This is a genomic window from Pseudomonas sp. R84, assembly GCF_009834515.1.
Lineage (GTDB): Bacteria > Pseudomonadota > Gammaproteobacteria > Pseudomonadales > Pseudomonadaceae > Aquipseudomonas.
In genome coordinates this window covers 1,979,878-1,994,790 of the sequence record NZ_CP019426.1, presented here as the reverse complement: position 1 = coordinate 1,994,790, position 14,913 = coordinate 1,979,878, and the positions used below count along the sequence as shown (strand labels likewise).

General features: G+C 58.4%; 10 protein-coding genes. 7 read left to right on the top strand and 3 right to left on the bottom strand.

Features of this window, described 5'->3' with window-relative positions; all coding sequences use genetic code 11:
* Window positions 1-153 precede the first annotated feature (153 nt).
* From PspR84_RS09030 to PspR84_RS09010, 5 genes are all read left to right on the top strand, one after another.
* Window positions 154-960 (top strand): alkaline phosphatase family protein, encoded by an 807-nt coding sequence (locus PspR84_RS09030; protein WP_160056966.1) that lies wholly within the window; start codon window positions 154-156, stop codon window positions 958-960.
* Window positions 957-1,802 (top strand): ABC transporter permease subunit, encoded by an 846-nt coding sequence (locus PspR84_RS09025; protein WP_160056964.1) that lies wholly within the window; start codon window positions 957-959, stop codon window positions 1,800-1,802. The genes PspR84_RS09030 and PspR84_RS09025 overlap by 4 nt, the downstream gene beginning before the upstream one ends.
* On the top strand, window positions 1,789-2,589 hold the full coding sequence (locus PspR84_RS09020) for an ABC transporter permease (RefSeq protein ID WP_034156555.1): 801 nt from the start codon (window positions 1,789-1,791) through the stop codon (window positions 2,587-2,589). The genes PspR84_RS09025 and PspR84_RS09020 overlap by 14 nt, the downstream gene beginning before the upstream one ends.
* Window positions 2,586-3,575 (top strand): ABC transporter ATP-binding protein, encoded by a 990-nt coding sequence (locus PspR84_RS09015; protein WP_160056962.1) that lies wholly within the window; start codon window positions 2,586-2,588, stop codon window positions 3,573-3,575. Before PspR84_RS09020 ends, PspR84_RS09015 begins: the two co-directional genes overlap by 4 nt.
* A 111-nt stretch (window positions 3,576-3,686) precedes the next feature.
* Window positions 3,687-4,340 (top strand): HAD family hydrolase, encoded by a 654-nt coding sequence (locus tag PspR84_RS09010; RefSeq protein WP_150601266.1) that lies wholly within the window; start codon window positions 3,687-3,689, stop codon window positions 4,338-4,340.
* A 147-nt stretch (window positions 4,341-4,487) separates the two neighbouring features.
* Here the strand turns inward: PspR84_RS09010 and PspR84_RS09005 are convergent, their stop codons facing one another.
* Window positions 4,488-5,450, bottom strand: coding sequence for a zinc-binding dehydrogenase (locus tag PspR84_RS09005; protein WP_160056960.1), 963 nt, complete (start codon window positions 5,448-5,450; stop codon window positions 4,488-4,490).
* A gap of 138 nt (window positions 5,451-5,588) precedes the next feature.
* Here PspR84_RS09005 and PspR84_RS09000 point away from each other — a divergent pair, with 138 nt between their 5' ends.
* On the top strand, window positions 5,589-7,673 hold the full coding sequence (locus PspR84_RS09000) for a carboxy terminal-processing peptidase (protein WP_174244439.1): 2,085 nt from the start codon (window positions 5,589-5,591) through the stop codon (window positions 7,671-7,673).
* A 134-nt stretch (window positions 7,674-7,807) separates the two neighbouring features.
* Complete coding sequence (locus PspR84_RS08995) at window positions 7,808-9,598, top strand: bifunctional diguanylate cyclase/phosphodiesterase (RefSeq protein WP_160056958.1); 1,791 nt, start codon at window positions 7,808-7,810, stop codon at window positions 9,596-9,598.
* 81 nt (window positions 9,599-9,679) lie between these two features.
* On the opposite strand, the gene PspR84_RS08990 is transcribed toward PspR84_RS08995, so the two are convergent.
* Window positions 9,680-10,096 carry a hypothetical protein gene (locus PspR84_RS08990; protein ID WP_160056956.1) on the bottom strand — a complete coding sequence of 139 codons (417 nt, stop codon included), beginning with the start codon at window positions 10,094-10,096 and terminating at the stop codon, window positions 9,680-9,682.
* 10 nt (window positions 10,097-10,106) lie between these two features.
* Complete coding sequence (locus PspR84_RS08985) at window positions 10,107-14,876, bottom strand: RHS repeat-associated core domain-containing protein (RefSeq protein ID WP_160056954.1); 4,770 nt, start codon at window positions 14,874-14,876, stop codon at window positions 10,107-10,109.
* Between the last annotated feature and the right edge of the window lie 37 nt (window positions 14,877-14,913).

Genomic DNA, 14,913 nt, shown 5'->3' with positions numbered 1-14,913 from the left:
TGGAGTTCCAAATGTGGGAGCGAGCCTGCTCGCGAATGCGGTGTGTCATTCAACAATGATGTGACTGACACGACGCTTTCGCGAGCAGGCTCGCTCCCACAAGGGGATTGAGTTGATTTCGGAATATTTGAATTTCGCGGAGTTTTTGCCCCTATGAAGCACAACGTCATCCTTGTCGTGCTCGATGGCCTCAACCACGAGGTCGCGCGTCACGCCATGGGGCATCTGCAGGCTTATGTTGGCGCAGGACGCGCCGCGCTCTACCAGTTGGAGTGCGAACTGCCGGCCCTGTCCCGACCGCTTTATGAATGCATCCTCACCGGCGTACCGCCGATCGACAGCGGCATCGTCCACAACAACGTCTCGCGCCTGTCCAACCAGCGCAGCATTTATCACTACGCCCGCGATGCCGGTCTGAAAACCGCAGCAGCGGCGTATCACTGGGTCAGCGAGTTGTACAACCGCTCACCGTTCGTGGCTGCCCGCGACCGGCACACCGACAATCTGTCGCTGCCGATCCAGCACGGGCATTTCTACTGGAACGATCACTATCCGGATTCGCACCTGTTCGCCGACGCGGAAAACCTGCGCCTGCGCCACGATCCGAACTTCCTGCTGATCCACCCGATGAACATCGACGACGCCGGGCACAAACACGGCCTCGACAGTTCGCAATACCGCAACAGTGCGCGCTCGGCCGACATCATCCTCGCCGACTATTTGCAGAGCTGGCTCGACGCTGGTTATCAAGTGCTGGTGACCGCCGACCACGGCATGAACAACGACCGCTCGCACAACGGCCTGCTGCCGGAAGAACGCCAAGTGCCGCTTTTCGTCCTCGGCGATGCCTTCAGCTTCAGCGCTGATGCCGCGCCGAAGCAAACGGAAATCTGCGGCACCGTCTGCGAACTGCTCGGCGTACCCCATGACAAACCTGTGTGCCGGGAGTTGCTCAAGTGAACTCAATGACTCGCGGCAAATGGCTGGCAGCCTTGTGCGTGGTGCCCTTCGCGCTGTTCTTTATCGTCTTCGAAATCGCCCCGCTGACCTGGGTGATGATCAGCAGCCTGCAATCGGAAGAGTTCGGCTGGAGCTTGGCCAATTTCAGCAAGATCTTCAGCTCGAAGTTCTATTTGCAGGCGATCCAGTACAGCCTCGAAATCAGTTTCTGGTCGAGCGTGTTCGGCATCATCATTGCCGTAATCGGTGCGTATTCCCTGCGCCGGGTCGATTCGAAACTGCGCAATTTCGTGAATGCCTTCGCCAACATGACCAGCAATTTTTCCGGCGTACCCTTGGCCTTCGCGTTCATCATCCTGCTCGGTTTCAACGGCAGCATCACCATCATGCTCAAGCAGTCGGGGATCATTCAGGACTTTAACCTGTACTCGAAAACCGGCCTGATCATCCTTTACACCTACTTCCAGATTCCGCTTGGTGTGCTGCTGCTCTATCCCGCCTTCGACGCCTTGCGTGAAGACTGGCGCGAGTCGGCCGCGTTGCTCGGCGCCAACGGCTGGCAGTTCTGGCGACACATCGGTTTGCCGGTGCTGACCCCGGCGTTGCTCGGTACATTCGTGATCCTGCTGGCCAACGCCCTCGGCGCCTACGCCACGGTGTATGCGCTGACGACGGGCAACTTCAACGTCCTGCCGATCCGTATTGCAGCGATGGTCTCCGGCGACATTTCCCTCGATCCGAATCTGGCCAGTGCTCTGGCCGTGGTGCTGGTGGCGCTGATGACCATCGTCACCGTCGTGCATCAACTGCTGTTGAAGAGGAGCTACCATGTCTCGCGCTGAATCCGGCCCGGCCGGCCTCTACCACCGCGTCGTGGTTTATCTGTTGTTCGCGATCCTCTTGCTGCCGCTGGCGGGCACGCTGGTCTACTCGATCGCCAGCAGTTGGTCGGCGACTATTCTGCCCAGCGGTTTCACCTTCAAGTGGTACATCCAGTTGTGGAGCGATCCGCGTTTCCTGCACGCCTTCGGTCAGTCATTGCTGGTGTGCGTCGGTGCGCTGGTACTGTCGGTGGTGCTGATCCTGCCGCTGCTGTTCGTCGTGCATTACCACTTCCCGAAACTCGATGCGCTGATGAACATCCTCATCCTGCTGCCCTTCGCGGTGCCGCCAGTGGTGTCGTCGGTGGGTCTGTTGCAGCTTTACGGTTCCGGGCCGATGGCGATGGTTGGCACGCCGTGGATCCTGATCGGTTGCTACTTCACCGTGGCGTTGCCGTTCATGTACCGGGCAATCACCAACAACCTGCAGGCGATCAACCTGCGCGACCTGATGGACGCCGCGCAACTGCTCGGCGCCAGCACCTTTCAGGCGGCGTTTCTGGTGGTGCTGCCGAACCTGCGCAAAGGCCTGATGGTCGCCTTGCTGCTGTCGTTCTCGTTCCTGTTTGGTGAGTTCGTCTTCGCCAATATTCTGGTCGGCACCCGTTACGAAACCCTGCAGGTGTACCTGAACAACATGCGCAACAGCAGCGGCCACTTCACCAGCGCGCTGGTCATTTCGTATTTCTTTTTCGTGCTGGTCCTGACCTGGATCGCCAACATCTTGAACAAGGACAAAAGCGAATGAGCTATGTCAGCGTCCAACACCTGCAAAAAAATTACGCGGGCACGACCGTGTTCAGCGACATCAACTGCGAGATCAACAAAGGCGAGTTCGTCACCCTGCTCGGCCCGTCCGGCTGCGGCAAGTCGACCCTGCTGCGTTGCATCGCCGGCCTGACGCCGGTGGATGGCGGCAAGATCCTGCTCGATGGCGTCGATATCGTGCCGTTGAGTCCGCAGAAACGCGGGATCGGCATGGTGTTCCAGAGCTACGCGCTGTTCCCCAACATGACCGTCGAGCAGAACGTTGCCTTCGGTTTGCGCATGCAGAAGGTCAACGCCGATGACAGTCATAAACGCGTTTCCGAGGTGTTGAAGCTGGTGGAACTAAACGACTTCGCCGGCCGCTACCCACATCAGCTATCCGGAGGCCAATGCCAACGCGTGGCCCTCGCCCGTTCGCTGGTGACGCGCCCGCGTTTGCTGCTGCTGGATGAGCCGCTGTCGGCTCTTGATGCACGAATTCGTAAACACTTGCGTGAACAGATCCGTCAGATTCAGCGCGAACTCGGCCTGACGACGATTTTCGTCACCCACGATCAGGAGGAAGCGCTGACCATGTCTGATCGGATTTTCCTGATGAATCAGGGAAAAATCGTACAAAGCGGCGATGCCGAAACCCTCTACACCGCCCCCGTCGATGTATTTGCCGCCGGCTTCATCGGCAACTACAACCTGCTCGATGCCGACGACGCCTCGAAGCTGCTGCAGCGCCCGATCAACCACCGCATCGCCATTCGCCCGGAAGCCATCGAACTGAGCCTCGAAGGCGAACTCGACGCGCAGATCCGTAGCCACAGCCTGCTTGGCAACGTGATCCGCTATCGCATCGAAGCCCGCGGCGTGGAACTGGTGGTGGATGTGCTCAACCGCTCGGCCGCCGATCTGCATCCCGACGGTCAGCGTCTGGCGCTTTCCATCGATCCGACGGCCCTGTGTGAAGTAGCTTAAAAGCAGCTGCAAGCTTCGAGCTACAAGCTTCAAGTTGTAGACTGCGGCGTAACTGATTTCAATTCTTGCAGCTCGACGCTTGTAGCTCGCAGCTGTTCTCGGAGAGAACCGATGGCTTTGGCAATTTTTGATCTGGACGAAACGTTGATCCACGGCGACTGCGCCACCCTCTGGAGCGAACAGATGGGGCGCTTGGGCTGGGTCGATCCCGAGTCGTTCATGCGCAAGAACAACGAGCTGATGGACGCCTACAGCCATGGCAAATTGCGCATGGAAGACTACATGGAATTCAGCCTCGAACCGCTGATCGGCCGCACGCCGGAAGAAGTCGAACATCTGGTAGGCCCGTGGGTGGAAGACTTCATTGAACCGATCATCTTCAGCGATGCCACCAAGACCATCGCCGCCCATCGCAAGGCCGGCGATCGCATTCTGGTGATCTCGGCGTCAGGCACGCACTTGGTCAAACCGATTGCCGATCGACTGGGCATCGATGAAATTCTCGGCATCGAACTGGAAGTCGCGCATGGTGTTTACAGCGGCCACACCGTTGGCACCCTGACCTACCGCGAAGGCAAGATCACCCGTTTGCTGGAATGGCTGGATGCTGAAGAAGAGAACCTGGAGGGTGCGAGCTTCTATTCCGACTCGCGCAATGATTTGCCGCTGTTACTGAAGGTGGACTTTCCGCATGTGGTCAACCCGGACCCGGTGCTGCTTGAGCACGCCGAAAAATCCGGCTGGCCGATCCACCTCTGGAAATGACAAAGATTTAATCTGCAATTGCAGACAGGCTGACATCCCAAACCTGAGTTCGACCCGATGCATCAGGTCGATGTAGCCCGGCAGAACAACCCGGTCAGTCCCCTCTCCCTTTGGGAGAGGGTTAGGGTGAGGGGCTTCTCCTACAAATCAGCTCAGACTTTCGTCAATCACCAATACCAATTTTCCAGAAACGGTATTACTCGCCAACTCGGCAAAAGCCGCTTCAGCATCCTTCACCGGGAACGCCTTGGCCAACCGTGGACTCAATCGCCCCTCAGCAAACAGCGGCCACACCTGCTGGCCCAGATCACTCAACAGATCCGCCTTGAACTGATCGTCACGACTACGCAACGTCGAGCCGAGCAACTGCACACGCTTGGCCAATACCTGCGCCAGATCCAGATTCGCCTCACGGCCGCCCATCAAACCGATCAACACCCAACGCCCATCCAGCGCCATCAGCTTGAGGTTCAACGCCGAATAACTACCGCCGACCGGGTCGAGAATGACATTGAACGGTCCGAAATCACGCAGGCTCTCCAGATCATCGGTGCGCACCACTCCGCCCTGCGCGCCCAGCGCCTCGCAATAAGCCAGACGCTCGGCCGAACCGACGCTGACCCAGCAGGGATTGCCAAACGCCTTGCACAACTGAATGGCGGCTGAACCGATTCCACTTGCGCCGGCGTGCAAGAGAATTTTCTCACCCGGTGTGAGCGCCGCAAGTTGAAACACATTCAGCCAGACTGTTGCATAAACCTCGGGCAATGCCGCGGCCTCAATCAGCGAGACGCCTTCGGGAACCGGCAGCACGTGCCGCCCGTCGACGACCACCTCCTCGGCCATGCCCCCCCCGGCCAGTAAGGCGCAAACCCGATCGCCAACTTGCCAGGCACTGCCCGCGCCGACCTCGCTGATCACCCCGGAACACTCAAGACCGAGTACCTGGCTGGCCCCTGGTGGTGGCGGATAGAGCCCTGCTTTCTGTAATAAATCGGCGCGATTGAGGCCGGCTGCCGCCACTCGAATGCGGACTTGTCCTACATCGCACGTAGGACTCGGCTCCTCAACCCATGCCACTTGACCGTCAACGCCTTGCAATGCCTTCACAGTGCCTCCATAGTGAGTCTGGACTGAGCCCGAAGCTGTAGCGCCGGGCTTTTTGCATTATGCGACCGGCTCTCGTAGAACCGGCGACTTCAAAGACGGCCTAATATGCGTTATCAATTGTCCCCGCGTCGAATCAGCATGAAGCATTTGCTCCCCAGCACCGCCCTCGCTCTTTTCATCGGTATCGGTTTGTTGCCGGTGTCGGGCAATACATTCGCAGCCAACAGCTGGGACAAATTGCAGCCTGATCGCGATGAAGTCATCGCCAGCCTGAACGTCGTCGAGTTGCTCAAGCGTCACCACTACAGCAAGCCGCCGCTCGACGATGCGCGCTCGGTGATCATCTACGACAGCTACCTCAAGCTGCTGGATCCGTCGCGCAGCTACTTCATGGCCAGCGACATCAGCGAATTCGACAAGTGGAAGACCCAGTTCGACGACTTCCTCAAAAGCGGCGACCTCAACGCCGGCTTCACCATCTACAAGCGCTATCTGGACCGCGTCAAGTCGCGGCTGGACTTCGCCCTTGCCGAGCTGAACAAAGGCGTCGACAAGATGGACTTCACCACCAGGGAAACCTTGCTGATCGATCGCAAGGACGCTCCTTGGCTCAAATCCACCGCTGAACTCGACGACCTGTGGCGCAAACGCGTCAAGGACGAAGTGCTGCGGATGAAGATCGCCGGCAAAGAGCCGAAGCAGATCCAGGAAACCCTGACCAAGCGCTACAAGAACCAGTTGGCGCGCCTGGACCAGACCCGTCCGGAAGACATCTTCCAGGCGTACATCAACACCTTCGCCATGTCTTACGATCCGCACACCAACTATCTGTCGCCGGATAACGCGGAAAACTTCGACATCAACATGAGCCTGTCCCTTGAGGGCATCGGTGCCGTGTTGCAGAGCGACAACGACCAGGTGAAAGTCGTGCGTCTGGTGCCGGCAGGCCCGGCCGACAAGACCAAGCAAGTTGCACCGGCTGACAAGATCATCGGCGTTGCCCAAGGCAACAAGGAAATGGTCGACGTGGTCGGCTGGCGTCTGGACGAAGTGGTCAAACTGATCCGTGGCCCGAAAGGCACCGTGGTGCGTCTGGAAGTGATTCCGGCGAGCAATGCGCCGAATGACCAGACCACCAAGATCGTGCCGATCACCCGTGAAGCGGTGAAGCTCGAAGACCAGGCCGTGAAGAAGTCCGTGCTCAACCTGAAACAGGACGGCAAGGACTACAAACTCGGTGTGATCGAGATTCCAGCCTTCTACCTCGACTTCAAGGCGTTCCGTGCCGGTGATCCGGACTACAAGAGCACCACCCGTGACGTCAAGAAACTGCTCACCGAGTTGCAGAAAGACAAAGTCGACGGCGTGGTCATCGACCTGCGCAACAATGGCGGCGGTTCCCTGCAGGAAGCCACCGAGCTGACCAGTCTGTTCATCGACAAAGGCCCGACCGTACTCGTGCGTAATGCCGATGGCCGTGTCGACGTACTCGAAGACGAAAACCCGGGCGCGTTCTACAAAGGTCCGATGGCACTCTTGGTCAACCGCTTGTCCGCCTCGGCTTCGGAGATTTTCGCCGGCGCCATGCAGGACTATCACCGCGCGTTGATCATCGGTGGCCAGACCTTCGGTAAAGGCACGGTGCAGACCATTCAGCCGCTCAACCATGGCGAACTGAAACTGACCCTGGCCAAGTTCTACCGTGTCTCCGGGCAGAGCACCCAGCATCAGGGCGTGCTGCCGGACATCGACTATCCGTCGCTGATCGACACCAAGGAAATCGGCGAGAGCGCACTGCCGGAAGCCATGCCATGGGACACCATCCGCGCGGCAATCAAACCGGCAGCCGATCCGTTCAAGCCGTTCCTGGCTCAGCTCAAGTCCGAGCATGACACGCGCACCGCCAAGGATGCCGAGTTCGTGTTCATCCGTGACAAGCTGGCTCTGGCGCAGAAACTGATGGAAGAAAAAACCGTCAGCCTCAACGAAGCCGAGCGCCGTGCCCAGCACAACGACATCGACGCCAAGCAACTGACGATGGAAAACATCCGTCGCAAAGCCAAAGGCGAAGAGCCGCTTAAAGAGCTGAAGAAAGAAGACGAAGACGCCCTCGCGGCTGCCGACCCGGACAAGGTCAAACCAGAAGACGATGCCTACCTGAGCGAAACCGGGCGCGTGCTGCTGGATTACCTGAAGCTGAGTAATCAGGTGGCCAAGAAGTAAGATGATGGCAATTTAGTGCTGACGATCCCCGGATCGTCATCAAACAGTCATCATTCTGTCGTGCAATAAAGGACTGGGAGCCACTCTCTTCATTGAGAACGCTCCCAGTCCTTTTTTTATCGCCAGAGATTGCCATGACCACGACCGAACAGCTGAGTGCCTTGAGCTCGATCCTGACTCAAAGCGGTTTACACAGCCTGTTCCAACCAATCATCTCTCTCTCCGAACGGCGCATTCTCGGCTATGAAGCCCTCACGCGCGGCCCTTCCAACAGCCCTCTTCACTCGCCGATCGCGCTGTTCGCCGTGGCGCGTCAGGCCGGGCGTTTGAGCGAACTGGAAATCGCCTGCCGTCAGAGCGCTTGTCGCCGCTTTAACGAGCAGCAACTGCCGGGCAAACTGTTTCTCAACGTCTCGCCGGAATCCTTGCTTGAAGCCGCGCACCAACCGGGGCGCACGTTGCAGTTGCTGCAGGATTTCGGCATTCCGCCGAGTCAGGTGGTCATCGAACTGACTGAACAAACACCGATCGACGATTTTCAGTTGCTGCAAACCGCCTTGCATCACTATCGAGCGATGGGTTTTTCCATTGCGCTGGATGATCTGGGGGCCGGTTATTCGAGCCTGCGGTTATGGTCAGAACTGCGCCCGGACTACGTGAAGATCGACCGACACTTCATCGACGGCATTCATCAGGATGCGCTGAAGCGCGAGTTTGTCGGCTCGATCCTGCAAATCGCCAAAGCCTCGCGCGCGCAAGTCATCGCCGAAGGTATCGAACTGCCGGAAGAACTCGCGGTGCTGACTGAAATGGGCGTCGATCTGGTGCAGGGTTACTTGCTCGGCCGCCCTCAGGAACACCCTCCGCGCGATGCCCGCGCCTTGATGCCCAAACACGACAGCAGCAGCGTTGCGCTGAACGACGAAGGCAGCGACCTAAGTGCCCTGCTCAACGACCAGCCAGCCGTACCCCGCGACACACCGACCGCCACCGTGCTCGAAGCCTTTCGCCGCCAGGCCAACCTCAACTCACTGGCAGTACTCGACGAACAAGGCCAACCCTGCGGCATCGTCCACCGCCACTCGTTGTCGGATGCCCTGCTCAAACCCTTCGCCACCGACCTGTTCGCACGCAAACCGATCAGCCGTCTGATGAACGATGATTTCCTCGCCGTGGAAATGAGTCAGTCGCTGCAACAGGTCAGCCGCCTGATCACCAGCCGTGCCCGCCAGCGCATCGAAGAGGACTTCATCATTACTCTTAACGGCGGCTACCTGGGTCTTGGCCGGGTGATCGATGTGCTCAAGCTGATCACCGAGCTGAAAATTCAACAGGCTCGTTATGCCAACCCGCTGACCTTGCTGCCGGGTAATGTGCCGATTCAGCAATGCCTGACTCGCCTGCTGCAACAGGGGCGTGAATCCGTCATCTGCTACGTCGACATCGACAGTTTCAAACCCTTCAATGACATCTACGGCTATGGTCGCGGCGACGAAGTCCTTCTGTGCCTGGCGCAATGCCTCAACGAGCGGGTGGACCCGACCCGTGACTTCGTTGGCCATATCGGCGGCGATGACTTCCTCCTCGTTCTCGGCCCGGAAGACTGGCGCAAACGCCTCAATCAACTGCTTGATGACTTTCAGAGCCAATGCCGACGTTTCTATCGCCCCGAACACCTTGAGGCGGGATGTTTTATTGCGCCGAATCGCCAAGGGGTGCGGCAGGAGTTTCCGCTGTTGTCGCTGTCCATTGGAGTGGTGCACCTACACCCCGAGGCCTGCGCACAACTCGACGCCAGTCAACTCGCGGAAATGGCTTCCCAGGCGAAGCATCATGCGAAGAATGTTCCGGGGTATAGCGTGCATGTGATTGATAGTCTCACTGCTACCGACATCCATCAATCGCAGCTGATCGGCCAACGTTAATTTCCCCAGACGAAACAAATACCTGTGGAAGCAAATTTGCTCGCGAAGAGGCAACCATGGAGATTTAGGACTCGTCAATAATTACCAAGTCGACAGATCTTCCACCCTTGCCTTTTCTAAGTCTTCACTCCAGCACTCGTTGGCTAATCTATATATATCTTCAAAAAATCCTCGTGCATCATTCACCATCGTTTCATTCCATGCAACGCAGGTATTTGATTCATAGTCGTCCTCAAACTGCCTAGTAAAATCATGCTCGGGTGAGTTCAAGGCATCCTCGAGAACCTTAACCATCAAAAATTTATGCTTATATGTAAAACTAGGAAAATTAATAAGAATAAATTCCTTTATCACAATCTCTCTATCAGACAAATTATTTGGATCATAGGCTGATAGCAAAACGCCTAAGGTTTCTTCCCGATCATAGACCTCTATCCCCCCTAACCAATATGAGAGCTGAGGAACAAATGGAAGATCAAACTCCGGCCACTTTAACATAGTAACAATCCTAATCTGGGAATGCCGTGTATGGTTTTTTAATATCTTGACTAGAAAACCGCACCTCTGAAACATTTAACTCATCCACATATTTTGGATTTTGTTTATCTTTTTTGTTCGGCTTATACCCCCTACCACCATTTGGCATTTCCTTTCTTACAACCGGATCGCCTTTCTTGGTAAATCCGGTAGGCGCGGGAGGCGTTCTACTCATTCTAGAAATAGCATCATTTATCGCATGAAGCTGAAGCAACCAACTCTTAAACTGCGAGCTAGAATTAACACCTTCTTTCACCCCTTTTTTTGTCGGATGACTACCGTCGATAGATCTCTGTTTTAACGCCTTGTCTGGTATCTCCGGGTTGTGTTTAGCGACGGTGTGCATTTTGTACTTTTTCTCCAGTTTCAAAACTTCACGTTTCGCATTTTCCTCCGCCAACTCATCAATCCTTGCCCTCCGCTCCTGCGCCGTCATCTTCGGCAGCGCTGGCTCACCTTCATCTACCTTAGCGCCACCAATCCCACCCGGCACCTCACACCCAGGCTTGTTCGGCGGCGGGCAGTTAGAGCTCAACCCCAACGGATCCACCCACCCCGTCGGATTCGGCACGTACTGGTACTGATTCAGCCCACCCGCCAACTTGATCGGATCCGGCGTCAGATACCTTCCCAGCCGCGGGTCGTAATACCGGTGCCGGTTGTAATGCAGGCCGCTTTCCCCGTCGAAATACTGCCCCTGAAAGCGCAGCGGCTGATTCAGGTAGTCGTCGCCGGCCAGGGTCAGCGTGGCGACTTTGCCGTAGGCGTCGTATTGCGCGGACCAGACGATGTCGCCGCTGTAGTCGGTGAGTTCCTGCGGGGTGCCGAGATGATCGAGTTGGTAGTAGAACGGGCAGGCCTTTTTCGGGCCTTTGCCGTCGAGCAGCGCGAGCGGGCGGAAGGTGCCGGGTTCGTAGACGTAGCTGCGGTATTCGCGTTCGCTGCTTTCGGCGACGAGATGGTCGCCTTGCCAGAAGAACTCGGTGGTGTCGTCGCCGACGGTTTTGCGGATGCGTCGGCCGAAGGCGTCGTAGCGGTAACTGGCGGTCTGGCCGTCGGGGCGGGTCAGGCCGATCAGGCGGTGCTGGCTGTCGTAGCGGTATGCAGTGACGAGAGTTTGCGCGCGGCCGCGGCGTTCGCGGATCAGGTTGCCGAAGGCGTCGTAGTCATAGTGGCGGTCGCCCTGCATCAGCAGGCGGTTGCCCTTGATCTGGCTCGGGCCGGGGCGGTCCTGCATCAGCAGGTTGCCGGCCGGGTCGTGGGCGAAGCTTTCCGGCAGTTCGTCGCGCGAGTGGCGTACGCGAATGAGGCGGTCGAGGGCGTCGTAGCCGTAGGTGCGCTGGCCGTGGCGGCTGTCGGCGATGTGCGCGAGATTGCCGTTGGCGTTGTAGGCATAATCGCGGCGATACAACGCATCGCGCTGATGGCCTACGGCGTGGGCGAGTAATCGTCCCTGGTCGTCGTAGGTATATTCGCTGAGCAGCAGACCTTGCTGACGTTGCCTTTCGCGTCCGGACTGATAGACGTGACGGGTCAGCGGCGTGCCGTTGAGGTCGATGTCGGTCAGCGCGCCGCCCTTGGCGTGGCGGTAATCGAGCACGCTGTTGTCCGGTAGACGCAGGCGCTTGAGCTGACCGCAGGCGTCGTAGCGGTAACGCAGAGTGCCCCAGCCCTGATGCTCGGTGATCAAGCGGTCCTGGCGGTCGTACTCGAAGGCGAGCGGATGGTTCTGGCCATCGTCGACGCTGACCAGTCGGCCGAGGCGATCGTATTGGTAGGTGACCTTGATCCCATCGGGCAGGGTTTTGACTAACAGCCGGCCAGCGGCATCGCGCTCATAAGCGGTGAGCAGACAAGAGCCGTCATCGCCGAACTCGGTTTTCTCCAGCAGATGGCCGTTGAGGTCATAGGCATACGCGGTACGCCGGCCATCAAAACCGCTTTCCTGGCGAATCAGCCCGGTCGGCGTGTAATCGAGCCGGTATTTTTCCCCCGATTCGTTTTCGATCTCGGTGAGCAATAACTGCGCATGGTCGTAGCGATACTGCACCTGCGTGCCGTCGGGGTTGATTCGCCGCGAAACCAGGTGCAGGTCGTCGTCATACTCATAACGGGTGATGCGCCCGAGTTCATCGCGCTCGGCAATGACCTGACCGTAGGCGCCGTAGCTGTAGGCGCGAGTGCTGCCGGTAGGAAACGTCGTCTGAATCAGTCGGCCGACGGCATCCCAATGCTGGCGGGTGACCGCACCGTGTTCGTCTGCGGTTGTGGTCCGGCGCCCCAGTGCATCGTAGGAAAAACGCCGCACGCCACCGTCGGGCAGGGTTTCCTCGGTCAACTGGCCGAGGTTGTTCCAGACCAAGCGATGGCGGCTGCTGTCCGGGTAACGGATCGACAGCAACTGCCCACGGGTGTCGTAGTAGTAATGCGTAACCTGGCCGTCGGGATCGACCGCCTCGGTGACATCGCCCTCGGCATTGCGCCGGCAGATCCACACCGCCTCGCCGCGCGAACGCCGATGCAAGAAACCGTTGCGATACTCGTAGGACGTGGGCGCCTCGTCCGGCGGAATCAGCGCGATCAGCCGTCCGACCTCGTCGTAGCGGTATTCGGTGACCGCCCCCAAGGCATCCTGCTCGGCGATCAACCGCCCCGATGAGTCATAGGCCTTGAGCTGCTCGCCACCATCCGCCGAGACTTTACGCACCAGCCGCGCACGCTCGTCGTGGACGTACGTTTCTTCGGTGCCATCGACGTAATGCACCGCGACACTGCCGTCGTCGTTCCAGACGTAGCGCGTGTCCATCTGCGAAAACGAGGCCCAATGCCTGACACAGCGAGAAGCCTTGCCCGAACGTTCCCACTCCCAGAAAAAACTCGCGCCACCGGCCAGTTGCCGCTGCAGAATCACGTGAGCGTCGTCGTAGTCGTAACGCTCGCTGTCACCGACGGCGTTGCTCGCTTCGATCAGGTGCTGATAGGCGTCGTAGCGGTAACTGACCAGCGCCTGTTCGGTGCTCCAGGCACCGTCGCGAAACACCTGGTAATCCACACCAACCAACTGCGCGCGGTCATAGCGCAACAGCAGCGAACGCCCGGCGCCGTTGTCCAGGCGCTGCACCCGGTCAGAGCGATCGCGCTGCACCGTCAGACGATTGCCATAGGCATCGCTGATCGCCGTCAGCCGTCCCGCGCGAAAGTGATAAAACCGCGCCGCGTCCCCGGCCAACGCGAGGATCAGCTCTTCCGGCTCATCGCCCAGAAAAATCGCCGCCCGCGATAGGCTGTTGTGAATCGCCGGTCGTTCAACGCTCGGCAACGGAAACCATGTACGCCGGTTTTCGTGATCGACCCAAACAACCTCATCAGCGAAAAATTCCAGCCGATGCGCCAGCGAATGACTCCAGCCAAACCCCAGCCCGACATCGATCTCGGCGGCACTGCTGCGATACAACCGCGTGAATTCAAACGGCAACACGCCATCAAGCACGGCATCAGTCAGGGTCAGCAGTTCTTCACCGGTGACCATCGACACCGGGCAACCGTTGGTGCAGGTGTGGGGCACACAATCGGCGCTGTCGCCATTGGGGTTTTTCGCCTGATCCGGCGAGTCGTCGTGATGCTCGTCTTTCTTCAGCAAGGTGTTGCGCTGCGCATCCCAGCGCAATTGCATTCGGCCCTTTTTTACACCCGCCGCGATGCCTCGGGCAGCAACGGCTTTGTATTGATCGACGTATTTGATGAAGCCCTCGACGATGCCGAATATCGCCTTCACCAAACGTTTCACCGCCGACAGCAATTGCACGGCGCGATCCGCCAGACGCAGCGTCAGATATGCGATGCCTGCACCACCACTGACGAACGTCAAGACGACGCTGATCAGCACATCGATGAGCAACTGCACCATCATCATTGATGCCGCTTCAGCGGTTTTGCCGGCGATTTCACTGGGCGGCAGCATCTCCAGCCAAAGGCTGGCAGTGCGCAGCAATAAACACAGTGCAGCTTCGTCACTGACCAGCAATTGAAGCTTTTCCATGACGTCGGGTGCGCTCGCTGCCAGCGCCATCAACTGCGTGGCGCCCTCACCCAATCGCTCGGCGAACGCCCCGGGATCCTTGAGAATGTCCGAGAGCAGGCCAATGCTGTCCCACACGCCCTCGATCGCCGCCCAGCTCCCGGCGAGCATGCCGTTGCCCGCCGCCGTCGCTACCGACTGCGACCACTGCGGCTTGAAACCCTGCCATTCACTGCGCAGCCAGCCATCCAGCTCAGCGGTCAGGCCGTCATAGGCTTTGAACAGGTCCTCGACCTGACTCTCAGTGACATCGCTGTGCACCTGCACCCGGTAGAACTTGCCAGGTATTCCTTTGAATGAGCCCTTGCCTTGCGCATCAAGAGTGATGGGGGTGGTTTCGCCACCGTCCATGGCAATCACATCGACCGCGATGTTGCCGAGGGGAATGTCGTAGACCGACTCGAATTTGCTTTCGATCAGCATCGGGCCGCTCTCCGGGCACTGGACGACGCCGGAGAAAAACGCGTTGTCGGCGCTGCTGACGACAGTGCTATCGGAGCCGAAGCGAATGATCCGCTCCATACCCATCAACGACGGCAAATCCGCAGCATGGCTAACCTTGTCCGCCCCTCGACTGGCCCAATGCTTGAGCTGCTCGCGGTAAAGGCTGAGGGAGGCGGGAAAGCTGTCGAGTGCTTGCTCGATGCGAGTAACGGCTTCCATCAGCGCACGCGGGTGGGCGAAGTGGACTGAATAAGCG

What these genes read in the sequence shown, in the direction of transcription:
- PspR84_RS08995 (WP_160056958.1), top strand. Translation starts at nt 7,808, where the DNA reads ATGACCACGACCGAACAGCTGAGTGCCTTGAGCTCGATCCTGACTCAA.
- PspR84_RS09010 (WP_150601266.1), top strand. Translation starts at nt 3,687, where the DNA reads ATGGCTTTGGCAATTTTTGATCTGGACGAAACGTTGATCCACGGCGAC.
- PspR84_RS08985 (WP_160056954.1), bottom strand. Translation starts at nt 14,876, where the DNA reads ATGGAAGCCGTTACTCGCATCGAGCAAGCACTCGACAGCTTTCCCGCC.
- PspR84_RS09015 (WP_160056962.1), top strand. Translation starts at nt 2,586, where the DNA reads ATGAGCTATGTCAGCGTCCAACACCTGCAAAAAAATTACGCGGGCACG.
- PspR84_RS08990 (WP_160056956.1), bottom strand. Translation starts at nt 10,096, where the DNA reads ATGTTAAAGTGGCCGGAGTTTGATCTTCCATTTGTTCCTCAGCTCTCA.
- PspR84_RS09000 (WP_174244439.1), top strand. Translation starts at nt 5,589, where the DNA reads ATGAAGCATTTGCTCCCCAGCACCGCCCTCGCTCTTTTCATCGGTATC.
- PspR84_RS09030 (WP_160056966.1), top strand. Translation starts at nt 154, where the DNA reads ATGAAGCACAACGTCATCCTTGTCGTGCTCGATGGCCTCAACCACGAG.
- PspR84_RS09020 (WP_034156555.1), top strand. Translation starts at nt 1,789, where the DNA reads ATGTCTCGCGCTGAATCCGGCCCGGCCGGCCTCTACCACCGCGTCGTG.